Raw genomic sequence first — 23,070 nt, 5'->3', positions numbered from 1 at the left:
CGTTGTTTAACGTTACTTGTGCTTGATGAACCAAAAAAGTTCATGCCGCCGAATGGCCTTGCGGAAGAACTCATTCTCACCCCAAGGCGAGACAGCCCGCCCCGCCAACAGCCGCTGGATAACCCTGCGTACACGCCGCTTGAACGGCATACGGGGCTGCAAGTCATGCATCATGCCCAGCGACATGGCCTTGTCACACTGCCGCTCTTCGGACAACGGCAAGCAATAAGGCTGCAAAGTGTACGTCGAATCAAAGCATGGTGGCAAAGCGACACCAGCGCCCGAATCACCCATCGGCCAGCGGTCATTGTCGTGCAGGTGATTGGCGTAACCGAGCAACGTCGTCGGCTGCCATTCCAGCCCTTGCAAGGCTTCCAATACGGCTTGCTGCGCGCAGATATGATCCGGGTGTGGGTCGAGCACCGGATGCGGCAGCACGATGACCTCGGGACGAGCCATCAGCAGCACGGCGCGCAGGTCGGCCAGCAGGTTGTTCCAGGTGGGCTGGCCATCGGCATCCGCCGGCAACGGGAACGGGTTGAATTGGCGGAATACACGGATGTCGCTCAACTCGGCTTCTCGCGATGCCACGGCCCGTTCAGGCTCGGCTTTCATTGCCGCCAATTGCAGGCAGAAATACCCTAGCTGTACGCAATGCTCCTGCGCCACACCTGCCCAACGCGGCACCGCGATGCTGTCCCAGGCGCGCAAACGGCCCTTGAGGCGTGCAGCCTCGGGCTTGCCCAGGCCCATGTGCTGATAGTGTTCGGCTTCGATTTCGCCGGCAGTCAGCGTTACGATCCAGGGTTGCGTGGCCTGGCTGTACAGGCCAAAGGCGGCCAATTCGGCGTCATCGGCGTGCGGCGCGATGACCATTACCCGTTGCTTGCGCACATCGGGCTGACGGAACACCGACAACACCGGCGTACCCTGCACACGGCAGAAACGAGGTTGCAACAGCAGTTGCCCATCGAGCAGCGCTTGCGTCTGGCCGGTGAGGTTCAGGTAGCGCAAGCCATTGACGCCGCGCTCGAAGACCTGGCGATCAGCACCCGGCAACGCAATAAACGGATCTATAAAGCGGCCCAACAGACTGCTCTTGAGGCGCAGCGCGAGGATCAGCGTCTCATTGCCCGCCAGCGCCAGCGCCTGGTCCAATACCAACCGGCCGTTGGCGAGGGTGACCTTGGGCTGCTCGGTATCCGCCGCGAATTGATACTGGTAGTCGTCCTTTGGCGAGTAAAACAGGTGGTCGGCAAACCACGCTTCATGGGCCACCCAGGCCAGCACGGCCAGCACCAGCGGCAGCCACCAGGCCACCAGCACACCCACACCAATCAACAGCAGCAGGCCAATCAGCAAGCTGATGCGTTTGTTGCGGCGATGGCGCTTGAGCAGCGCCTGTTTACGGCTTGTCGACTCACTCATACATTGAATACCGGTACAGGGTTGCACCAACGGTCCTTGTACTCGCGGTCCGCTCGGCCAAACGAAAACCGCAGTGGCTTGCCGGCTTCACGCGCCTGCTCCCAGGCACTTTGCGTGTTGAGAAAACTCAGCACGCTGCCCGGGCTGAACGCGCGGGTTTCAGGGTCAACGCCGCCATTGATGTACTCGACGCTGATCCACTGCGGGGCATCAACGCGGTAGACCAACTGGATAGCTATCGGCGCATCGTTGAGGAAAATCACCGAGCCGATCAACCATTCACGCAGCAACTCGATAACCTGCGCCATGCGCTCGGCGCCCGTGGCAGGGAAGCCCCAGCGGCGCTGGAACAAATCGCAATAGATCGCCGCCAGCTCGGCACTGGAAAACACCTGCACCGGCCGCACCACACCGCCCGCCTCTTCCAGCAGGCGCAGCTCGCGGCGCTGGTTATAGCGAAACTTCTTCGACAATTCTTCCGGGGTGCGCGCCATGGCCAACTGCTCGGCCTGCAGCTTGAGGCCGGCAAAACGGCCTTCGTTCAGGGCCGACAGGTAGCGCGCGCGATGCCGCAAAGGCGCCTGGACATCTGCGGCGGCAGGCAGGATCAACTCGGCGTTGCCCAAGTCGAACAAGCCCTTTTTGCCATGCCGCTTAAGCACGTCCTTGGACAAGGCCAGGTCCCGCCCCCACGTTGCAATGCACGCCTTGAGTTCGCCGTCCTGCTCCCACGCCAGGTAGCGCACCGGAATATCGGCCAGCCCGGCCAGACGCTCAACCACCAGCGGATGGGTGGCAACGCTGCCGCCATAACGCTGCCAGGCATCGCTGTAGGTGGACGCATCAACGACGGACCAGCCACGCTCGCGCCAGCCTTGGAATCGATTGAGCATCAAGCCCCCGCGGTCAGTTCAGTAACGTGCGGCAGTGCCCAGAAAGCAGTGCGAACCGCCTGATCCGAGAAGCGCTCATGCAAGCGCTCCAGCATCATCTCGGCGCACTGCTGCTGTTGTTGACGGTCCATCGCCGCCAGGTGCCGAAGCCCCTGGCCCAGGTGTTCGGCGTCAGCGAAGGGAAACAGGATCCCCACGCCTTCGACCACTTCCCGCGCGCCGCCACACGCCGTTGCCAGCAACGGCACGCCGGCGGCCATGGCCTCCAGCAACACCATGCCGAACGGTTCGTGATCGGAGCTCAGGGCAAAGGCGTCGAACGCACGGAAATACCGGCGCGCATCCGGCACCTGGCCGAGGAACAGCACCTGCTCGGCAATGCCCAGCTCACGTGCCAAGGCCTTGAGGTTTTTCTCCAGTCGCCCGGTCCCGAGGATCGCCAGGCGGCTTTGCGCCGGCAAATGCGGCAACGCCAAGGCAAAGCCTTTGAGCAAGGTGGCCTGGTCTTTGTCCGGGTGCAGACGACCGACGTTGCCGACCACCCACTCATCCGGCGACAGCCCCAGGGCATCGCGCGCCACGTCGGCCGGAACCTGCAGCGCCTGCATGGCTTCGACATCAATGCGGTTGTACAAGGTCTGGATACGCGCCGCAGGCCAAGCCGGCAGGCAGCGGCGCATGTCATCACGCACCGCATCGGAAACACCGAGCAGGCTCAGGCGCTTGCGGAAAATCGACGCAAACAGCTTGCGGCTGCGGCGCTGGTAATCACCAAAGGCGTGATGCACGCCGATCACCGGCAGGCGCGTGCCGAGCAAGGCGATATAGATCGGCTTGAACCGGTGGGCAATGCAAAAACTGAAGTTGCGCGACGCGGCGATCTTGCGCAGCTCGCCAATGGCACCCAGCTTCAGGCCACGAATGGCCTTGGAGCTGAATTCCATAAACAGCACTTCGTCCGAGGCACAACCGGCGGCAACCTCGGGGTCAGCGACCCCGGTGAGGAACACCGTGGTCACTTTATAGCCGGAGCCTGCGAACAGGCTGGCGTATTGCCGCGCGCAGTCCAGAAACGGCCCGTCATAGCCGTGGCAGAACTGCAGGACGTGGCGCTCAGCCGACCGAGTCATAAGGGTCCACGCCGTCTTTGACGACCAGGATGTCTTCCATGATCAGGTATTGCAGGTCGGAGCCGAAGAACATGTTCAGCGCGTCGGTCGGCGAGCAGATCATCGCTTCGCCACGACGGTTGAGCGAGGTGTTCAGCGACACGCCGTTGCCGGTCAGCACTTCCAGCTCTTTCATCATGTCGTAGTAGCGCGGGTTGTATTCGCGCTTGAGCACCTGGGCACGGGAAGTGCCGTCTTCATGCACCACTTCCGGTACACGGGTCTTCCACTCCTCCGACACTTCAAAGGTGAAGGTCATGAACGGCGCCGGGTGATCGACCTTGATCATCTGCGGGGCCACGGTGTCGAGCATCGACGGGCAGAAAGGCCTCCAGCGCTCGCGGAACTTGATCTGGTGGTTGATGCGGTCCGCAACGCCGGTCGCACTTGGGCAACCGATGATCGAGCGACCGCCCAACGCACGCGGGCCAAACTCCATGCGGCCCTGGAACCAGGCCACCGGGTTGCCGTCGACCATGATCTTGGCAATGCGCTTAGGCATGTTTTCGATCTTGCGCCACACCGGCTTGCTTTCGTGCTTGGCGCACGCGGCGATCACGTCTTCGTTGCTGTAGGACGGGCCGAGGTAGACGTGTTCCATCTTCTCAACCGGTACACCACGGGCGTGGGACACATAGGCTGCCGCGCCAACCGCGGTGCCGGCATCGCCGGACGCCGGCTGCACGAACAGTTCTTTGACGTCGTCGCGGGCAATGATCTTCTGGTTCAGCTTGACGTTCAGCGCACAGCCACCGGCGAAAGCCAGTTTGCCGGTGTCTTTGAGGATGTCGCCCAGGTAGTGGTCGATCATCTGCAACGCCAGCTTCTCAAACAGCGCTTGCATGCTGGCCGCGTAGTTGATGTAAGGCTCATCGGCGATGTCGCCTTCGCGCTTGGGACCCAGCCACTCGATCAGTTTTGGCGAGAAGTAGAACCCCTTGCCCTTCTCTTTGTAGCGGCGCAGGCCGATGACGTTGGCGTAGTCGGTGTTGATCACCAGTTCGCCATTTTCAAACGAAGCCAAACGCGAGAAATCGTATTTGCTGGCGTCGCCATACGGCGCCATACCCATGACCTTGAACTCGCCGTCGAGCATCTCGAAACCGAGGAACTCGGTGATCGCGCCGTACAGGCCGCCGAGGGAGTCCGGGTCGTAGAATTCCTTGATCTTGTGGATCTTGCCGTTTTCGCCGTAGCCGAAGAACGTGGTGGCGTACTCACCCTTACCGTCGATGCCGAGGATCGCGGTTTTCTCCTGGAAGCCGGAGCAGTGGTAGGCGCTGGAAGCGTGGGCCAGGTGGTGTTCAACCGGCTCGATCTTGATTTTCTTCGGATCGAAGCCCAGTTGCTCCAGGCACCAGACGATCTTGTTGCGATAGCGCTTATAGCGACGGTTGCCCATCAGGATCGCGTCGAGGGCGCGGTCCGGGGCGTACCAATAACGCTTGGCGTAGTGCCAGCGCGCCTCGCCGAACAGGCTGATCGGGGCGAACGGGATCGCCACCACATCAACGTCGGAAGGTTTGATGCCGGCTTGTTCCAGGCAGAACTTCGCCGATTCGTAGGGCATGCGGTTCTTTGCATGTTTGTCGCGTACGAAGCGCTCTTCTTCGGCGGCCGCGATCAGCTTGCCGTCGATATACAAGGCTGCGGAAGGATCATGGCTAAGGGCGCCGGACAGGCCAAGAATCGTCAATGCCACAGGGGTCTAGCCTCTTTTAGTCTGCATGCAGGCGGGTTGCGCCTGAAAAAAGTGTGCCTCTCGCCTGGACGAGAAACAGCTAAAGGGCGGGATTATAGCGTAAACATGCGGCGTGATGATCTAGGGAATATGGCGACCGGTTGTCACTGCACGCTAGCGGTAGATCTCGATGCTGCCGTCCTTGCTCTGACGGTAGATCGTGTAGGGCAGCACCAGGGTGTCTGCCACGCCGGAGGCGATCGCCTCGATGGCGATGATCGGAAAGGCATTACCCGTACGGTCCGACAAGGTCTGGTCGTTCAGGCTTTTTTCAGGCTTGGGTTCACCGTTGAGCGTACAAAACCCGTAGATCACCCCGCTGTAGATACGCGGCACGCTTTCGCAGTTACTGCGCGACTCCTTGAGGTTCTGGCTGGCAACCGCGTCCGGACGGAAGACAGTATTGATCGTTCCGCAGCCAGTGAGCAGTACGAGCGCTAGCACCAACAGAATATTAGAAACGCGGTTCACGGATGACTCCTTGTGTCTTCAAAGGGCGAATGCGGGCAACGCCGACGCGCTTATGCTTGCCCCGCTCAAGAGCCGCCGGGGCGCCAATAGATACTGATATTGCCGTCACTCACCTGTCGATAAATCGTATAGGGCAACACAACGGTGTCGGCAATCCCGGACACGGCAATGTCCAGCAACACGAAGGGTATCAATATACCGGTCGGGTCAGGTGCGGCGTGCAGCGAGCAAAAATCAAAGGCCACCCCACTGTAAACGCGGGGTATGGATTGGCAATAGGTTTTTATGAGCCGGAGTTCACGCGCGGTGTCACCGTCTTTACGAATGACGCTGTTCACGGTTCCACAACCGCTCAACAGCAATGCGCAAACGCCCAGTGCAACCGTGATGTTTACTCTCATAGTGCGGCCCTCATAAACGTTCAGCCACGCTATCACCGGGCTATCAACCCACCCACTCCAGCGCACCGACAAGTTACGTGGGAAAAATCCGAAATGGTAAAAACTCAGCATTTCACTAAACTCGCGCCCTTTTGCGCGTTTATGTCGTATGCGCCACAGATCCTGGCTGACCATGAAAACTCTCACCCACCTCACCTTATTGCTCCCCGGCCTTTTCGCCTTGAGCGACACCACGCTGGCCGATGACGCTCCCCTGATCCTCGATCCCAGCGTGGTCACCGGCTCACGCAGCGCCAGCCCGACCTTCGACCTGCCGTATTCGGTGGACAGCATCAGCCATGCGCAGATCAGCGACGGCCAGCTCGGCATCAACGCCTCTGAAGCACTCGCGCGCGTGCCCGGCCTGGTGGTGCAGAACCGCCAGAACTACGCGCAGGACCTGCAGATTTCCTCGCGCGGCTTCGGTGCCCGTTCGGCATTTGGTGTGCGCGGCATCAAGCTGATTGCCGACGGTATCCCCGCCAGCACCCCGGACGGCCAGGGCCAGGCCGCCACCTTCAACCTCGACACCGCTGAACGCATCGAAGTCTTGCGTGGCCCGGCGGCCACCTTGTATGGCAGCAACGCCGGCGGCGTGATCCAGATGTTTTCCCGCGACGGCGAAGGCCCGCCGCGCATCGGCGCCGAAACCCTGGTGGGCAGCGACGGCCTGAGCAAGCACCACCTGACGGCCGAAGGCGCCGCCAACGGCGCGGGCTTTGTGCTCGACGCCTCGCGCATGGACACCGACGGCTACCGCGACCACAGCAGCGCCCGGCGCGACCAGACCTTTGCCAAGCTCAACATCGAGCCGGATGACGACAGCAAGCTCGCGCTGATCTACAGCAGCCTGGAGCAGAACGGCACGCAGGACCCGCTGGGGCAGACCTGGGCAGCGTATAAGGCGGACCCGCGCTCGGTGGCGCCCGCCGCATTGCAATACAACACGCGAAAAAGCATCGATCATCAGCAATTTGGCCTGAATTACGAGCGTTACATCGGCGATGCGACGCTGCAGGTGAACGCCTATACGGGGCGGCGGAGTGTGATTCAGTACTTGTCGATTCCCGGCGGCACGCCGTCAGACAAGCGCGGCGGCGTGGTGGACTTCGACCGCACTTTCTACGGCGGCTCCGTCCACTGGCTGCAACCCATCACCAGCGCCCCCGGCGACCTGACCCTGATCACCGGCCTCGACTACGACCGCAGCCAGGATGATCGCCAAGGCTATTCCAACACCCTCAACGGTGTGCACGGCGTCAAAGGCGCCCTGGGCCGCGACGAACTCGACACCGCCACCAGCCTCGACCCGTTCGTGCAGGCCAACTGGCTGCTGGGCGACTGGACCCTGCAAGCCGGCCTGCGCCACAGCACCATGAAGATGGACGTGGATGACCACTTCCTCAGTGACGGCAACGACAGCGGCAACAAGACCTACCAGAAGAACACGCCTTCGGTCAGCGTCATGTATGCCTTCACGCCGGACCTGCATGGCTATGTGAGCGCGGGCAAAGGCTTCGAAACCCCGACACAGGCCGAATCGGCCTATTCCAGCACCTCAAACGGCTTCAACTTTGCGCTCAAGCCATCGGTCAGCAAGCAGTATGAAGTCGGGTTGAAAGCGCGGATTGGCCAAGATACGCGCCTGAACGCTGCCCTTTTCCAGATCACCACCGACGATGAATTAGTGGTGGCGCAATCCAAAGATGGGCGCACGACCTATCAGAACGCCGGCCGCACCCTGCGTCGCGGGTTAGAACTAGGCATCGAAAGCCAGCTCTCGGAACAATGGAGCACCAACATCGCCTACACCCGCCTGCAAGCCACGTATGACAGCGACTTCATCGGCGGCGGCAAACCCATCGACAAAGGCAACTACCTGCCCGGCGTGCCGCAAACCACGCTGTTCGCCGAGCTGAACTGGAAGCCCCGCGACTGGGTCAGCACCGCCATCGAGGGCATGTACCGCAGCAAGGTGTATGTCGAAGACACCAACCAGCAACGCGCCGCACCGGGCTACAGCGTATTCAACTGGCGTGCGCGCTTCGAACAGAAGGTCGAGCACTGGACCTTCCACCAGACCCTGCGCCTGGACAACCTGCTGGACCGCCAATACGTGGGCTCAGTGATCGTCGGCGACAGCAACAACCGCTACTACGAAGCCGCGCCGGGCCGCTCGTGGTATGCCGGGGCTGGCGCGGAGTATCAGTTCTGACGCGCACCGTTCAAGAAGGCTGTGAGTCAGCCGACAGCGTTTGATCGTCACGAAACCTTTACCAGCAAGGAACGCCCATGAAACGCATCGCGACTGTTGTCGCCCTCGGCTTGCTCAGTGGTTGCAGCCATCAAACCATGAACAGCCGCACCCAGGCCGATCCGGTGTTTGGCAATATGCTCAAGCAGCCGCCGCTGGTCGATTCGATCCTGCGTGATGGCGACAACCTCAGCTACCAGGTGCAGCTCACGCCGAGCAAAGGCGACACGGTGCCGGACATCGCGCAATTGCAGGCGTCCTGCGCCACCCCGAGCGCGAGCCTGATGTACGTGGAATCACTTGGCACGCTGGGGGCCAAAGGTCAGCCGGCGCAGCTTACCGTGATGCGTGAGCTGACCCCGGACGTGGTCACCAACCTGCAACATAACCCCGGTTTTATCGCGGCCTGCGCTCGCACGCCGCGCCCGGACTGGCGCCTGGTCAGCGGTGCCGCGACAGCACGCCAGTTGCTGATCGACCGCGCCAGCCTAAAGGCCGTGGGCGACAGCGTGCAGGTTTGGGGCGCCTATGACGAGCCGGCCATTCTGACCCACAGGCTCAAAAAAATGCCGTACACCCAGACGCGCATGCATTGGCAGCTCAATTGCAGTCGCCAGACTTACCGCACGCTGGCAACCTTTGGCCTGAACCAAAACAATGTGGTGACCTTCGGCGAGACCGAAACAGCCCCTCAGGATGCGCCTTTCAGTACGGCCGAAGCAGATACCCAAACCTTGCTCAAAGCCGCCTGCGCGCCAACGCTCGAAAAGTTGCCGGTGGCGACGGCGCGCACCAAACCCCCGGAAACCTTGACGCCACCGCCGCTTTCGGCAGACGTTACGGACGCAATCAAAGCGCTGGACATGCCAAGCGCCAGCAAGCCTCTGCGCCATCTGGTGGAAAAACACGACAGCACCACCAGCATGCTCAACGACCTGTACATCGAGCCGAACGCTGAGAACGGTCAACTGCGCATCCGCACCGTCACGAAATACTCAACGGCCACCACCACGTCCTTGCGCGGGCTGATCAGCCTGACGTACCAGAGCCAATATGAATGGGAAGGGCTGACTGTCTCGAACGCCAGCCATGTTCAACAGCTGAGTTTTACCGGCGACTGGAAGCAGATGCCGGTGGGCACGACGCTGGGCTTAAGCGCCAAAGACCTCAACCGCAGCACTAGCGCGGAGGATCGTGTGCTGTCCCGCGACTACTACTGCGTGGTGACGCGTGAACTGCCGGCGAGCAAAATCAACTCGGCACTCAGCGGTAACGCGAAGGAGCTGACCTGCACGATTACCGGTGAGAAATACAACGCGACCAGCACCGAGATGTACCTACAGGACTACGGGTACTTCTTCACCAGCCAGAGCGTGGTCAACGGCACGTATAAAACCCGTAGCACCTTGGTCAAGGCTGAGTAACGCCAGGCACTGATCGTTCCCACGCTCTGCGTGGGAATGCCGCCCCGGACGCTCTGCGTCCCGCCTTGTGCAAGGTGACGCAGAGCGTCACGGGATGCATTCCCACGCGGAGCGTGGGAACGATCAAGCAACCGTTGTCGGCAAACGCTGATCTATCAGTTGGTACAACGCACTGCTCTGGGGCCAGTTGCGCATAAACCGCGCGCGGTCCTTGGCATACGCCGGCGCGAAGCTGGCGACTGAGCTGTGTTGGCACATGGCGTCGAGGTCGATCAACGCCCAGCGGTCTTCGTGCCAGAACAGGTTGTGGCCTTTGAAATCGCCATGGCTGATGCGCTCGCGAATCAGCTCGGCAAACAAATGGTCCAACGCCAGCAGTTCGTTTTCGGGCGCATCACCGTGTTCAACATACGGCGCAAAACGCTCGATGATGTCCGGCCCCGGCAGGAACTCAGTCACCAGATAGGCCCGGCTGCGCAGCCAGAAAAAGCGTTTTTCCAACACTGCCAGCGGTTTGGGTGTAGCAATGCCCAGGAACGCCAGGCGATTGCCTTCGCACCACGAATGCCAGGCACGGCTCGGGCGCCAGAAGCGCTTGAGCCAATGGGCAAAACCCTTAATGTTGTAGCGTTTGATCACCAGCGGCCGACCGGCCACCTCGACCTTGCCGACACTGGCCGCACCACCGGTCTTGTACAGGTGGCCTTGATCGAGCAACGCATCAGCCTGTTCCAGCACCGGCAGCATCGCGGCCTCTTCCTCGCGACGAATCGCACGCAAGGCAAAGGGGCCACGCACCACGCTGAACAGCGTGCATTCACGGCCGACTTTGTTCAAAAAGTCCTTCAAGCGCCAGGCGCTGACTTTGCGCACCTGCTTTTCCAGGGCTTCCAGCGGCAACGCGTGCTCGCCGTTGCTCAGCAGGTAATACACCAGCAATTCTTCGGTGAACGGCGCGAGGTTTTTTGGCAACTGGGCGAAGAATACGCCGAGGTTTTCCAGCACGCGGTTGCGCGACAGCGGTTTGCCCGCCTCTTCCACGCGAATTCCGGCACCGTCAATCAGGTACAGCTTGCCGTCTTGGCGCAACAGGTTGTCCAGGTGCAGGTCTTCCTGCCACAAGCCCTGGGTGTGCATCTGCGCAATCGCCGCCAATGCTTCAGCGAGCACGGCGGTTTGTTCGTCGGCCAGCGGCGGCAGGCCTTCGACGGCCTGCCAGGCATCGGCAAGGCTTTCGGCGCCTTCGATAAATTCGAACAGCAGCCAGCCACCCTCGCCTTCCTGCAGGCCATCGGCAAGCAACAGGGGCGTGGTCAGGCCTTGCTCGGCGAGCAAGCGCACACCGCTGAGCTCACGCTGAAAGTGGCGGGCGGCCTTGCTGCCCACCAGCAACTTGGCCAGCACCGTGCGCCCGCGCCAGACGCCGGCGCCCACATAGCGCTCGCCCGGCATCACGCGCAACAGGCTGAGCAGTTGCAACTGCCCGGGGCCTGCGGCGTCTGCCAGTTCGATGGTCAGCGGCAGGCCGGGCGTGCGGCCGGCTTTTTTCAGCTCGGACAAACGCATCAGCGCTTCTCCTTGTGGCTGCGCCGCGCCGTCAGGCGCTCAAACCAGGCGCTGACCAGCGAGCTCTCTTGCGGTTGATCAAGGTAGGCCGCCAGCAATTGCCGCACCTGCGCATCCGACCACTGCGGCGCGCGGCGCAACAGCGGCTCCAGGTCCTTGACCCGGTCACGTCGGCCGAACAGCAACGGGCGGGTTTTCTCCAGGTCGATCAGTTGCGCGGCGTAACCGTCGCCGACCGCCTGCAGGAAAATATGCTTGGGGTAAAAGCAGCCATGCACCTGCCCAACGCTGTGCAGGTGTCGCGCCAATTGACCACAGGCCAGCAGGATCGCGCGGTGCTGGGCGGCGCTCAGTTGCGACCATTGCTCCAGCAACGAATCCAGGTCATTCCAGCCGTCGAGGGCACGCGTGAGCAGCATCGCGCGGCGCTCGCCTTTTACCTTGCGCTCACCAAAAAACGCCGCCTGCAACGCCGGAATACCGAGCTTCTGGTAACGGCTGATATTGCGAAATTCGCGGGCAAAGGTGGGTTCGCCAAAGGGCGAGTGCAGCGTGCGCGTCAGGTAGTTGCTCTGGCGCTTGAGGTAGTAACCCTGGCCCTCAAGCTCCAGGCGAAACACGCTGCTCCAGCCGCCCTCACTGGTATTGGGCTCATCCACCGCGTCCAGTTGCCTGGCCCACAGGGCGTCGAAGGTTGCGAGGCCGTGGCGCTCAAGCAGAGCGCGGTCTTCGGCCGCCAAAAAATCACTCATTCGCGTCCCTCGAAAAACTTCACCACATGGCGAATACGCTGTTTGTCTGACGCCGTCAGGTGGGTGCGTTGGCGGTATTGCATGTAGAAGCGCAAGCGCTGGGTGGCCGACAAGTGATACTTGGCGACCTTGTCCAGGCAGGCCAGGTCCTTGGTAATCCGGTACTTGAGCCAGAAGCCGCGCCAGAAATCGCCATTGGGGCAGTCGATCAGGTACAGGGTTTGCTGATCGTCGACCAACAGGTTGCGCCACTTCAAATCGTTATGCGTGAAGCGGTGCTCGTGCATGGTACGGGTGTATTCGGCGAGCTGGCGGCTGACTGCGTTGACCCATTTCGGGTCTTTCAAACAGGCATCGTGACGGTCGGCCAGCGCCGACAGGTCTTCGGTTTTCGGCAGCTCGCGAGTGATCATCGCACCACGGTCATAGGCCAGGCCCTTGCGCTCCAGGCCCCAGGCCACCACATCGGCCGTGGGAATGCCCCACTTGGCGAAGCGCTTGAGGTTCTGCCACTCGGACTTCACCCGTGGCTTGCCCAGGTAGCGGCGCAGGCCTTTGCCGGCGCCGACATAGCGCTTGACGTAGTAATTGACCCCGTCGCGCTCGACCCGAATCACTTCCGACAGCGGGTCGCGGGTCAGGCGCTCGCCTTGCAGGGCAAACACCGCCTCAAGGCTGCCAAAGTCATCCGCCAGGGCGGCATAAGCGGGTTCCAGGTTCCAACCCGCCATCAGATCGCATCCCCTAGGCGCTGCTTGCGCGCGTACAGCTTGTCGGCCTTGCGCTGCAGCAGGCTCAAGGACGCCGACTGCTCGGCCAGGATCTGGCGCAGTGGCTGGCGGAAGTAACCTTTGAGGAAGCGCAGCTTGTCACGCTGCGTCAGGCCGATTTCCAGCGCCGAGTAGTACAGCGCGGACAAGTCTTTGTCACGCCAGCGCAGCGGCAAGTGGGCACGCAATTGGGCGCGGTGCAGGTCGATCACCGACAGCTTGATGTTGCGCGCATCAATGGGTTGCGCGGTGTCGAGCAGGAAGTGGCAAAGGTAGCAGTCACGGTGATTGACGCCGCCACGGTGCATGTCGCCGACCATTCGGGCCAGTTCGGCCGTGAGCGCCAGGCGCAAGGCGAACGCCGGCGGCTCGGCCACCCAATTGACGGTCAGGTCTTCCAGGCTGATGGTCGGGGCCAGTTCTTCGGTGATGATGAACGAGTGCTGGTCCGCCGGGTTGCTGCCCTTTTCGCCGAACGCCACGCCGGTCATGGTCGGCACGCCGAGTTCTTGCAGGCGGTGGATCGCCGACCACTCAAGGCCGGCGCCGAGCACCGGCAGTTTGGCGGTGATCAGGTTCTTGAAGATTTCGCCCCAGCCGATGCCACGGTGGATTTTCACGAAATACGGGCGGCCCTCCACCTCGGTGCGCAAGGTGCGACGCGCAGCCAGTTCGCGAAATACCTGGCCTTGCAGTTTTTCGACTTCGGCAAAGGCGTCACGCCCCGCCCATAAAGTCTTGAACGGTTCGGCAAGAATCAACTTCATCGTTTTGGCTCCGCCAGAATCACATCCGCCGCGTGCTGCGGCATGCTGTAGAGGTCGGCCGTCTCGGCGAAGGCCAACCCATTGCGGCTCCAGGCCGCGCGCTGTGCAGTGTCAGTGAGCATTTGGGTCAAGTATCCGTTGAGCTGCGCCTGTTCGAACGGCTCATCCAACACCAAACCACTGTCGGCTTCAGCGATGTAATGCGCATAACCGCACACGGCCGAGACCAGCACCGGCAAGCCGGCCACCAGGGCTTCGAGCAACACGGTGCCGGTGTTTTCGTTGTACGCCGGGTGGATCAACAGGTCGGCGCCCAGCAGGAAACGCGGGATATCGCTGCGCCCCTTGAGGAACTGCACGTTATCGCCCAGCCCCAACGTGGCGCTCTGCAATTGGAATACTTTGGGGTCGTCCTGGCCAATTACAAACAGCCGAGTGCGTTTTTTCAGTTCCGACGGCAGCGCGGCCACGGCCTTGAGGCTGCGGTCGACGCCCTTGGTCTTGAAGCCCGAACCGATTTGCACCAGCAGCAAGTCGTCGTCGGCGAGGTTGAATTCCTTGCGGAAACCTTCGCGGATTTCGGCGGCATTCGGCGGCGCGCGGCGGTCCTGGGCGATGCCTGGCGGCAGCAGGTGGAAGCGCTCCAGCGGCGTGTCGTAGTGCTTGATAAACAGCGGTTGCTGCACTTCGGAGATCATCAACACTTCGGTCTTGGCGTCCTTGGCAAACACCGCGCGCTCGTACTCGGCGAAGTGCTTGTAACGGCCAAAACGTTTGTACAGCGAATGACGCAGGTTTTGCGCCTTGTCTTCAAAGCAGCCGTCGGCGGCGTAGTACACGTCCAGGCCGGGCATTTTGTTGAAGCCAATCAGGCGGTCGACCGGGCGCTTGGCCAGGTCGGCTTCCATCCACGCGCTGAGTTTTTCATTGCGCCGATGGTTGAAGAACGCCTTGACCGGCGCCACCAGCACTTCGAAGCCGGGCGGGATGTCGCCTTCCCAGATCAGCGTGTAGACACGAATCTGGTGGCCGCGCTGCTGGCACTCCAGGGCGATGCGCATGAAGTCGCGCTGCAGGCCACCGAAGGGGAAATATTTGTACAGAACAAAAGCCAGTTGCATCAGTGCAGTTCCTCAGCCAGTAACAACGTGCTCAGCCGGCTTGCCACACGCTCAGGGTTCAAGCGCGTGAAGCACAGGGGCGACTCGCGCTTGATGTCGAACCGACGCGCATCGTCGGCCGTGGGTTGATAGGTACAGTGTTTTTGCAGGCACGGCGCGCACGGAAAATCGCTGGCCAGGTGAATCTGGCCCTTGCCGTAGGCGCCGGTGAGGCCAGGGTTGGTGGGCCCGAACAGGGAAATGGTCGGCACATCCAACGCAGCGGCCAAGTGGCCGAGGCCGGTGTCGACCGCCACGCAGGCGCGGGCGCCGGCCAGAACACGGGCGACGCCGGCCAGGTTCAGCTTGGGCAGCACTTCGGCGTTGGGCAGGCCTTGGGCCAGGCGTTCGGCGCGGGCTTTTTCGGCGGCATTGCCCCACGGCAACTTCACGTCCACGCCCAGGCGGCCCATGCGCTCGGCCAGCTCGCGCCAATAGGCTTCGGGCCAGTGCTTGGTGTCCCAGGTGGTGCCGTGCAGCAGCAAGACGAACGGTTTTTTTGGCGGCAGGCCGAGCAGTTTGTCGACGCTCAGGCCATAGTCGCCAAGGCCTTTGGGCAGGTCATAGCCCAACGCCACGGCGAACAGCTGGCGCAACCGCTCCACCGCGTGCTGCCCACGCGCCACCGCCAGGCGGCGCGAGTAGAAACGCGCAGCGATGGGTTCGCGTGCAGAATGCTTGTCGAAACCCGCCACCGGCGCACGCACATAGCGCGTCAACCAGGCACTTTTCAGCAGGCCTTGGGCGTCGATCACCAAGTCGTATTTAGTCGACTGCACTCTCTGCTTGAAACGCCGCCACTCGCCGCTCTTGATGGTTTGCCAGATGTTTTTGCGCCAGCGACGAATCGCCACCGGGATGACCTTGTCCACCGCCGGGTGCCAGGTGGGGATCTCGGCAAAGCCTTCTTCGACCACCCAATCAAAGCGAATGCCGGGGATCGCCCGCGCTGCGTCGGTGAGTGCCGGTAAGGCGTGGATCACGTCGCCCAGGGATGAGGTCTTGATTACCAGAACGCGCAAACTAACGAACCTCGACCACAGAGCCCTGCAACCGCTGCAAGGCATCGCTGACCGGTTGCGGCAGCAACTGGCGCAGGCAATTGTAGTGGCCGAAACGGCAGGTGCGGTCGAAACACGGGCTGCAGTCCAAACCCAGGCGCACCACTTCGACCTTGTCGGCCAACGGCGGTGTGAAACCCGGCGAGGTCGAGCCGTACACCGCCACCAGTGGGCGGTTCAACGCGGCGGCTACATGCATCAGGCCGGAGTCGTTGGACACCACCGAATCGGCGCAGGACAACAGGTCGATGGCTTCGGCCAGGGACGTGTCGCCGCTGAGGTTCACGGCTTCTTCGCGCAGGCCGGGAATCAGGCGCTGGCGGATGTCCTCGCCCACAGAGTGATCGTTTTTCGAGCCGAACAACCACACCTGCCAGCCTTCGCGAATCTTCATCTCGGCGACTTTGGCGTAATGCTCCGACGGCCAGCGTTTGGACTCGCCAAACTCCGCGCCTGGGCACAGCGCCAGCACCGGGCGGTCGAGCTGCAGGCCGAACTTGGCCAGCGCCGCGTCGCGGGTCACCGGGTCGATCTGCAAGCTCGGGCGCGGGTACGGCGTGGGCAACTCGGCACCGGGTTCGTAGGCCAGGGCCATGAAGCGTTCGATCATCAGCGGGTAGCGGGCTTTGTCGAGGGTGCGCACGTCGTTGAGCAATACGTAGCGAAACTCGCCGCGCCAGCCGGTGCGCTTGGGGATGCCGGCAAAATACGGCACCAGCGCCGACTTGAGCGAATTGGGCAGCAGGATCGCCTGGTCGTACTCGCCGACCATGGATTTGCCGATGCGCCGACGCGTCGCCAGCTCAAGGGCGCCGTGGCCGAGCGGGAAGCTCAAGGCCTTGCGCACCTCGGGCATGCGTTCGAGGATCGGCCGGCTCCACTCAGGGGCGAGCACGTCGATTTGGCAGTCGGGGTGACGCTGTTTCAGGCACTGGAACAGTGTCTGCGCCATCACCATGTCACCGACCCAACTGGGCCCAACGATCAGAATATTCATGTAGTTTCCACAAACGATGCGGGGAGGCTTAAGCCTCCCCGCCTCGACAATGATTGTAGATCGCGCTTTTTGTGGGAGCCGGCTTGCCTGCGATGGCATCGCTTCGGTATGGCTGAAGTACCGAGGCGCCTGCATCGCGGGCAAGCCCGGCTCCCACATAAAGCCGATTTCCACACTAAATTGGAGCCACTTAATTAATCAGCTTAAACCCAGTTCATTCCAGATTCGCATCACCTGACGCCGTTCGTCGGCGAACTGATCCCCAGCCACTGTGCCGGCCTCATTTTGCAAAGCCTGGCGGTGTGCGGCGGAACGGTAGGCCTTATACACCTCACGCAACAGATGGGCATCGGCGGCGGGCATCAGCCCGACCTGCTCCAGGCCCTCCAGAATGCGGATATTGTCGGTATAGCGCAGCAACGATGGATGTTGCGCAGACCACGCCAAAGCCGCGTATTGCACCATAAATTCAATATCGACGATACCTCCGGCGTCCTGCTTGAGGTCGAACGCCGCCGTGGGCTCGAAGGCATTGGCGCCGGTGCCGGCCGCCGTCGACTTGGTGCCCAGGTTGTCGCGCATCTTGGCGCGCATCTCGCTGACTTCCTGGCGCAACTTGGCCAGGTCGCGCTCACGCCCCTGTACTTTAGCGCGGACCTGCTCGAATGCATGGCCCACATCCTGGCTGCCCACCAGCACCCGCGCGCGGATCAGCGCCTGATGCTCCCAGGTCCAGGCTTCATTTTCCTGATAGCGCTCGAACGCCCCCAGCGAACTCACCAGCAAACCGGACGCGCCGGAAGGTCGCAGGCGCATGTCCACTTCATACAGCTGGCCGGAGTTGGTCTGGGTGGTCAGCAAATGGATGATCCGCTGGCCCAGGCGCGTGAAGAACTGCGCGCCGTCGATGGGTTTGGCACCGTCAGTTTCGGCTTGCGGGTCGCCATCGTGGATAAATACCAGGTCCAGGTCGGAGCCATGGCCCAGTTCGATGCCGCCGACTTTGCCATAACCGACGATGATAAAACCGGGATCGCACAGGGTGCCGTCGACCCGTCGCGGCGAGCCGTAGCGCGCCACAGTCTGGCGCCACGCCAGGGCCAGCACTTGTTCGAGGATGGCTTCGGCCAGCCAGGTCAGGTAGTCGCTGACTTTCATCAGCGGCAGGCTGCCGGCGATTTCCGACGCGGCCACACGCAGGCGATGGGCCAGCTTGAAGTGGCGCAAGGCCTCCATCTGCTGCTCAAGGTCATCTTCAGGGATGCGCGTAAGGCGCTCGCGCAACTCGGCGGCGAGTTCCGGCGCCAATGGCGGCTTGAACAGGCGGCCTTCGTTGAGCAGTTCGTCGAGCAACAGCGGGAAGCGCGTGATCTGCTCGGCGATCCACGGGCTGGCGGCGCACAGGGTCAGCAGGCGACGCAGGGCGTCGGGGTTTTCCGTGAGCAGCACCAGATAAGCCGAACGGCGCGCGACGGCTTCGACCAGCGGCAAGACACGCTCCAGCACCAGGTCCGGGTTGGCGTGTTCGACGGCCTGGGCCAGCAGGCGCGGGATAAACGCATCGAGCCGTTCGCGGCCCAGGCGCTGCATGGCCCGCAGTTGCGGGCTGCCGCGCAGGCCAGTCAAGGCTTTGAGGGCTTTGGGCGCATCGGTAAAACCACCTTCGGCCAATTGGCGGCAAGCCGCGTCTTCGTCCTGGGACTCTTCCCACAGCGGCAGCCATTCGCCGCCTACGACCAACTCGCTTTCTTCGCCCTCTTCTTCATCAGGATCGGCGATCACTTGGCGGAAGTGCCAGTCCACCCGGCCACGCCAGTACATCAGGCGCTCGTGGAAGGCGGCCCAATCGGCGAAGCCGAGCATAAAGGCAATGCGCGCCTGGTCTTCGGGGCTGTCGGGGAGCATTTGCGTCTGGCGGTCGGCAATCGCCTGGATCGCGTGTTCGGTGTAACGCAGGAATTCGTAGCCATTGCGCAGCTCGGCGATCACCGCCGGCGGCAAATAGCCCTGGCCTTCCAGGGTGCCGAGCACTTTGAGCAATGGCCGCTGTTGCAGGCTGAGGTCGCGGCCACCGTGGATCAGCTGGAACGCCTGGGCGATGAATTCCACTTCGCGGATGCCGCCCGAGCCCAGCTTGATGTTGTCGGCCATGCCCTTGCGCCGCACTTCCTGCTGGATCAGCTGCTTCATGGTGCGCAGCGCTTCGATGGCGGAAAAGTCCAGGTAACGGCGGTAGACGAACGGGCGCAGCATATCCAGCAGTTGCGCACCGGCCACTTGGTCGCCGGCGACGACGCGCGCCTTGATCATGGCATAGCGTTCCCAGTCGCGGCCCTGGTCCTGATAGTACTGTTCCAGGGCGTTGAAGCTGAGCACCAAGGCGCCGGCCGAACCGTAAGGGCGCAGGCGCATGTCGACGCGGAACACAAACCCGTCGACCGTCATCGGGTCGAGGGCCTTGATCAATTTTTGACCAAGGCGAATAAAAAACTCCTGGTTATCCAGGGCGCGCTTCACGCCCACCGTCTCGCCGCCCTCGGGGTAGGCGAAGATCAGGTCAATATCGGACGACAGGTTCAGCTCCACCGCACCGAGTTTGCCCATGCCGAGGATGACCATGTGCTGGGCTTCGCCGCTGCGCCGGCCGGTAGGCGTGCCGAATTGCACGCAGTGGCGTTGGTACAGCCATTGATAAGCCTGGTCGATGCTGGCGTCAGCCATATCGGAAAGGTCACGGCAGGTTTGCACCAGGTCGGCCTGGCGCGTCAGGTCGCGCCAGATGATGCGCACTTGCTGGCGCGTGCGTTGGCGGCGCAGTACGCGGCCCAACTCATCTTCTGTTTCGGCCTGTTGCACGGCGCCGGCGATCTGGCCGCACAGCTCACCGGGCGCAAAGCCGCGGTCCAGCTCGCCCCAGGCCACCAGTTCAAGCAACATCAAAGGGTCACGCAAGCTCTGTTCAATGACGAAATCACTGGCGGCGCACACGCGGGCGAATTCAGCCCACCGTTGCGGCGTCCACTCAGAAAGGCCATGATCGGCGTCCAGCGCGGCCACTGCGTCACGAAATGACTGCTCGGCCCGCTGGGCAAAAGGCAAGAGAATGGCCGGTAGTTCGGCCAGCGTTGGAAGGCTCATGGTCTATCCTTGATCGGCGCGTAAATGGCGTGTTGCTGTGAACGCAAGAACCACGCTCGGTGAAGGACTGTCGAACAAAGGTTATAAATAGCTGAAATTAAATTAATCTTGGCAGGCAACATCAAACTTTCACCTTTTCTTGTTCGCAAAAGATCAACAATAACGATTATGCTCACCAGCCAGACTGAGCCATACGCTCAATCTTGTGTAGTTTTACTACTCGTATATACATTCGAAAGGCTGAAATGGCCGACGATTTGTAGTAAAACTACAGGACGCCGAAGCAACCTTCGGCCATCCAAGAATTTATGTCGTCTGCCCACAAGGCCAGTCGCAAACTTCAGGCAACCGATTCTGGTAGCCTTTCCGCCCTGGAGCAAGCCATGCAAGACCTCGATCCCGTCGAAACCCAGGAATGGCTGGACGCCCTGGAATCGGTTCTCGACAAAGAAGGCGAAGACCGTGCTCACTACCTGATGACCCGTATGGGCGAACTCGCGACCCGCAGCGGCTCGCAACTGCCCTACGCCATCACTACGCCATACCGCAACACCATCCCCGTTACCCACGAAGCACGCATGCCTGGCGACCTGTTCATGGAACGCCGCATTCGCTCGCTGGTACGTTGGAACGCCATGGCGATGGTAATGCGCACGAACTTGAAAGATTCTGACCTGGGCGGTCACATCTCCAGCTTCGCTTCCAGCGCAACCCTGTATGACATCGGCTTCAACTACTTCTTCCAGGCCCCGACCGACGAACACGGCGGCGACCTGATCTACTTCCAGGGCCACACTTCTCCAGGCGTTTACGCCCGTGCGTTCATGGAAGGCCGCATCACCGAAGAACACATGAACAACTTCCGCCAGGAAGTGGACGGTAACGGCCTGTCGTCGTACCCGCACCCTTGGCTGATGCCTGATTTCTGGCAGTTCCCGACTGTATCCATGGGCCTTGGCCCGATCCAGGCGATCTACCAGGCTCGCTTCATGAAGTACCTGGAAGCGCGTGGCTTCATCCCTGAAGGCAAGCAGAAAGTCTGGTGCTTCCTGGGCGACGGCGAGTGCGACGAGCCGGAATCCCTGGGCGCCATCTCCCTGGCCGGCCGCGAGAAGCTCGACAACCTGATCTTCGTCATCAACTGCAACCTGCAGCGCCTCGACGGCCCGGTTCGCGGCAACGGCAAGATCATCCAGGAACTCGAAGGCGTGTTCCGCGGTGCTCAGTGGAACGTGACCAAAGTCATCTGGGGCCGTTTCTGGGACCCACTGCTGGCCAAAGACGTCGACGGTATCCTGCAACGTCGCATGGACGAAGTCATCGACGGCGAGTACCAGAACTACAAAGCCAAAGACGGCGCGTTCGTGCGTGAACACTTCTTCAACACGCCTGAACTCAAGGCGATGGTTGCCGACCTGTCCGACGACGAGATCTGGAAACTCAACCGTGGCGGCCACGACCCGTACAAGGTCTATGCGGCGTACCACGAAGCGGTCAACCACAAAGAACAGCCGACCGTCATCCTGGCCAAGACCATCAAGGGTTATGGCACCGGTGCCGGCGAAGCGAAAAACACTGCGCACAACACCAAGAAAGTTGATGTTGAAAGCCTGAAGCTGTTCCGCGATCGTTTCGACATCCCGGTCAAGGACGAAGAGCTGGAGAACCTGCCGTTCTTCAAACCGGAGCCAAACAGCGCCGAAGCCCGCTACCTCAGCGAGCGTCGCGCCGCACTGGGCGGTTTCGTGCCACAGCGCCGCGCCAAGTCCTTCGACATTCCGACCCCGCCACTGGATACCCTCAAGGCTATCCTGGACGGCTCGGGCGACCGTGAAATCTCCACCACCATGGCCTTCGTGCGGATCCTCGCGCAGCTGGTCAAGGACAAGGAAATCGGCTCGCGTATCGTCCCGATCATCCCGGACGAAGCCCGTACCTTCGGTATGGAAGGCATGTTCCGTCAGTTGGGCATCTACTCCTCCGTCGGCCAGCTCTACGAGCCAGTCGATAAAGACCAGGTGATGTTCTACAAGGAAGACAAGAAGGGCCAGATCCTCGAAGAAGGCATCAACGAAGCGGGCGCCATGAGCTCCTTCATCGCTGCCGGTACTTCGTACTCCAGCCACAACCAGCCGATGCTGCCGTTCTACATCTTCTACTCGATGTTCGGCTTCCAGCGTATCGGCGACCTGGCTTGGGCAGCAGGCGACAGCCGTACCCGTGGCTTCCTGATCGGCGGCACCGCCGGCCGTACCACGCTGAACGGCGAAGGCCTGCAACACGAAGACGGTCACAGCCACATCCTGGCTGCCACCATCCCGAACTGCCGCACCTTTGATCCAACCTACGGCTATGAGCTGGCGGTGATCATCCAGGACGGCATGAAGAAGATGACCGAAGAGCAGCAGGACGTTTTCTACTACATCACCGTGATGAACGAGTCCTACCAGCAACCAGCCATGCCGGCCGGTGTTGAGGAAGGCATCATCAAGGGCATGTACCTGCTCGAAGAAGACACCAAGGAAGCGGCGCACCACGTGCAGTTGATGGGCTCCGGCACCATCCTGCGTGAAGTGCGTGAAGCAGCGAAGATCCTGCGTGATGAGTTCAACGTCGGCGCTGACGTGTGGAGCGTTACCAGCTTCAACGAACTGCGTCGCGACGGCCTGGCCGTAGAGCGCAATAATCGCCTGCACCCAGGTCAGAAGCCAGCGAAGAGCTACGTCGAAGAATGCCTGGCCGGCCGTAAAGGTCCAGTCATCGCCTCTACCGACTACATGAAGCTTTTTGCTGAACAGATTCGCCAGTGGGTCCCGTCCAAGGAATTCAAAGTCTTGGGCACCGACGGTTTCGGCCGCAGTGACAGCCGCAAGAAGCTGCGTCACTTCTTCGAAGTTGACCGTCATTTCGTGGTGTTGGCAGCCCTGGAAGCCTTGGCTGACCGTGGTGAGATCGAACCTAAGGTGGTGGCTGACGCTATCGTCAAGTTCGGGATCAACCCGGAAAAACGCAACCCACTGGACTGCTGAGGAGATTTTT

At 61.5% G+C, this 23,070-nt stretch carries 17 protein-coding genes; 3 read left to right on the top strand and 14 right to left on the bottom strand.

The features are described 5' to 3' along the window. Positions 1-12: 12 nt before the first annotated feature. The 6 genes from PspR76_RS02645 to PspR76_RS02620 all read right to left on the bottom strand — a co-directional run bounded on the left by PspR76_RS02645 (position 13) and on the right by PspR76_RS02620 (position 6,103). Positions 13-1,428 carry a PIG-L family deacetylase gene (locus PspR76_RS02645; RefSeq protein ID WP_159953844.1) on the bottom strand — a complete coding sequence of 472 codons (1,416 nt, stop codon included), beginning with the start codon at positions 1,426-1,428 and terminating at the stop codon, positions 13-15. Further along, on the bottom strand, positions 1,425-2,321 hold the full coding sequence (locus PspR76_RS02640; RefSeq protein WP_159953843.1) for an antimicrobial resistance protein Mig-14: 897 nt from the start codon (positions 2,319-2,321) through the stop codon (positions 1,425-1,427). The genes PspR76_RS02645 and PspR76_RS02640 overlap by 4 nt, the downstream gene beginning before the upstream one ends. Further along, entirely contained in the window at positions 2,321-3,451 is a 1,131-nt protein-coding gene (locus PspR76_RS02635) for a glycosyltransferase (RefSeq protein ID WP_159953842.1), read from the bottom strand. The genes PspR76_RS02640 and PspR76_RS02635 overlap by 1 nt, the downstream gene beginning before the upstream one ends. After that, a complete protein-coding gene (locus PspR76_RS02630) occupies positions 3,435-5,192 on the bottom strand; it encodes a carbamoyltransferase family protein (protein ID WP_159953841.1) in 1,758 nt (585 codons plus the stop codon). Before PspR76_RS02630 ends, PspR76_RS02635 begins: the two co-directional genes overlap by 17 nt. A gap of 153 nt (positions 5,193-5,345) precedes the next feature. Continuing rightward, entirely contained in the window at positions 5,346-5,702 is a 357-nt protein-coding gene (locus tag PspR76_RS02625) for a YceK/YidQ family lipoprotein (protein WP_159953840.1), read from the bottom strand. A 65-nt stretch (positions 5,703-5,767) separates the two neighbouring features. Beyond that, a complete protein-coding gene (locus PspR76_RS02620) occupies positions 5,768-6,103 on the bottom strand; it encodes a YceK/YidQ family lipoprotein (RefSeq protein WP_159961301.1) in 336 nt (111 codons plus the stop codon). 172 nt (positions 6,104-6,275) lie between these two features. Between PspR76_RS02620 and PspR76_RS02615 the strand changes: the two genes are divergently transcribed. Together PspR76_RS02615 and PspR76_RS02610 are read left to right on the top strand one after the other, a co-directional pair. Further along, positions 6,276-8,357, top strand: a complete 2,082-nt coding sequence (locus tag PspR76_RS02615) for a TonB-dependent receptor family protein (RefSeq protein ID WP_159953839.1) — start codon at positions 6,276-6,278, stop codon at positions 8,355-8,357. A 77-nt stretch (positions 8,358-8,434) separates the two neighbouring features. Then, on the top strand, positions 8,435-9,820 hold the full coding sequence (locus PspR76_RS02610; protein WP_159953838.1) for a surface-adhesin E family protein: 1,386 nt from the start codon (positions 8,435-8,437) through the stop codon (positions 9,818-9,820). A 123-nt stretch (positions 9,821-9,943) separates the two neighbouring features. On the opposite strand, the gene PspR76_RS02605 is transcribed toward PspR76_RS02610, so the two are convergent. From PspR76_RS02605 to glnE, 8 genes are all read right to left on the bottom strand, one after another. Next, positions 9,944-11,386, bottom strand: coding sequence for a lipopolysaccharide kinase InaA family protein (locus tag PspR76_RS02605; protein ID WP_159953837.1), 1,443 nt, complete (start codon positions 11,384-11,386; stop codon positions 9,944-9,946). After that, complete coding sequence (locus tag PspR76_RS02600; protein WP_159953836.1) at positions 11,386-12,138, bottom strand: lipopolysaccharide kinase InaA family protein; 753 nt, start codon at positions 12,136-12,138, stop codon at positions 11,386-11,388. Before PspR76_RS02600 ends, PspR76_RS02605 begins: the two co-directional genes overlap by 1 nt. Then, positions 12,135-12,869 carry a lipopolysaccharide kinase InaA family protein gene (locus PspR76_RS02595; RefSeq protein ID WP_159953835.1) on the bottom strand — a complete coding sequence of 245 codons (735 nt, stop codon included), beginning with the start codon at positions 12,867-12,869 and terminating at the stop codon, positions 12,135-12,137. Before PspR76_RS02595 ends, PspR76_RS02600 begins: the two co-directional genes overlap by 4 nt. Continuing rightward, a complete protein-coding gene (gene rfaP, locus PspR76_RS02590) occupies positions 12,869-13,675 on the bottom strand; it encodes a lipopolysaccharide core heptose(I) kinase RfaP (RefSeq protein WP_159953834.1) in 807 nt (268 codons plus the stop codon). Before rfaP ends, PspR76_RS02595 begins: the two co-directional genes overlap by 1 nt. Then, positions 13,672-14,796: a glycosyltransferase family 4 protein gene (locus PspR76_RS02585; protein ID WP_159953833.1), complete on the bottom strand. Its 1,125-nt coding sequence runs from the start codon at positions 14,794-14,796 to the stop codon at positions 13,672-13,674. The genes rfaP and PspR76_RS02585 overlap by 4 nt, the downstream gene beginning before the upstream one ends. Further along, the gene (gene waaC, locus PspR76_RS02580; protein ID WP_159953832.1) at positions 14,796-15,857 is read right to left on the bottom strand and encodes a lipopolysaccharide heptosyltransferase I; all 1,062 of its coding nucleotides are present in this window, start codon (positions 15,855-15,857) and stop codon (positions 14,796-14,798) included. Before waaC ends, PspR76_RS02585 begins: the two co-directional genes overlap by 1 nt. Position 15,858: 1 nt before the next feature. After that, entirely contained in the window at positions 15,859-16,893 is a 1,035-nt protein-coding gene (waaF, locus tag PspR76_RS02575) for a lipopolysaccharide heptosyltransferase II (protein ID WP_159953831.1), read from the bottom strand. A 198-nt stretch (positions 16,894-17,091) separates the two neighbouring features. Continuing rightward, the gene (glnE, locus tag PspR76_RS02570) at positions 17,092-20,031 is read right to left on the bottom strand and encodes a bifunctional [glutamate--ammonia ligase]-adenylyl-L-tyrosine phosphorylase/[glutamate--ammonia-ligase] adenylyltransferase (RefSeq protein WP_159953830.1); all 2,940 of its coding nucleotides are present in this window, start codon (positions 20,029-20,031) and stop codon (positions 17,092-17,094) included. Between the two features lie 383 nt (positions 20,032-20,414). Here glnE and aceE point away from each other — a divergent pair, with 383 nt between their 5' ends. After that, positions 20,415-23,060 (top strand): pyruvate dehydrogenase (acetyl-transferring), homodimeric type, encoded by a 2,646-nt coding sequence (gene aceE / locus PspR76_RS02565; protein ID WP_159953829.1) that lies wholly within the window; start codon positions 20,415-20,417, stop codon positions 23,058-23,060. Positions 23,061-23,070 lie beyond the last annotated feature (10 nt).

This window comes from Pseudomonas sp. R76 (assembly GCF_009834565.1).
Taxonomy (GTDB): Bacteria; Pseudomonadota; Gammaproteobacteria; order Pseudomonadales; family Pseudomonadaceae; genus Aquipseudomonas.
This window is presented reverse-complemented; position numbering and strand designations above follow the sequence as displayed.

Bases quoted from the DNA above. Each gene is read 5' to 3' on its own strand.
- PspR76_RS02645 (WP_159953844.1), bottom strand. From the start codon at position 1,428: ATGAGTGAGTCGACAAGCCGTAAACAGGCGCTGCTCAAGCGCCATCGC.
- PspR76_RS02640 (WP_159953843.1), bottom strand. From the start codon at position 2,321: ATGCTCAATCGATTCCAAGGCTGGCGCGAGCGTGGCTGGTCCGTCGTT.
- PspR76_RS02635 (WP_159953842.1), bottom strand. From the start codon at position 3,451: ATGACTCGGTCGGCTGAGCGCCACGTCCTGCAGTTCTGCCACGGCTAT.
- PspR76_RS02620 (WP_159961301.1), bottom strand. From the start codon at position 6,103: ATGAGAGTAAACATCACGGTTGCACTGGGCGTTTGCGCATTGCTGTTG.
- PspR76_RS02615 (WP_159953839.1), top strand. From the start codon at position 6,276: ATGAAAACTCTCACCCACCTCACCTTATTGCTCCCCGGCCTTTTCGCC.
- PspR76_RS02610 (WP_159953838.1), top strand. From the start codon at position 8,435: ATGAAACGCATCGCGACTGTTGTCGCCCTCGGCTTGCTCAGTGGTTGC.
- PspR76_RS02605 (WP_159953837.1), bottom strand. From the start codon at position 11,386: ATGCGTTTGTCCGAGCTGAAAAAAGCCGGCCGCACGCCCGGCCTGCCG.
- PspR76_RS02600 (WP_159953836.1), bottom strand. From the start codon at position 12,138: ATGAGTGATTTTTTGGCGGCCGAAGACCGCGCTCTGCTTGAGCGCCAC.
- PspR76_RS02595 (WP_159953835.1), bottom strand. From the start codon at position 12,869: ATGGCGGGTTGGAACCTGGAACCCGCTTATGCCGCCCTGGCGGATGAC.
- rfaP (WP_159953834.1), bottom strand. From the start codon at position 13,675: ATGAAGTTGATTCTTGCCGAACCGTTCAAGACTTTATGGGCGGGGCGT.
- PspR76_RS02585 (WP_159953833.1), bottom strand. From the start codon at position 14,796: ATGCAACTGGCTTTTGTTCTGTACAAATATTTCCCCTTCGGTGGCCTG.
- waaF (WP_159953831.1), bottom strand. From the start codon at position 16,893: ATGAATATTCTGATCGTTGGGCCCAGTTGGGTCGGTGACATGGTGATG.
- glnE (WP_159953830.1), bottom strand. From the start codon at position 20,031: ATGAGCCTTCCAACGCTGGCCGAACTACCGGCCATTCTCTTGCCTTTT.
- aceE (WP_159953829.1), top strand. From the start codon at position 20,415: ATGCAAGACCTCGATCCCGTCGAAACCCAGGAATGGCTGGACGCCCTG.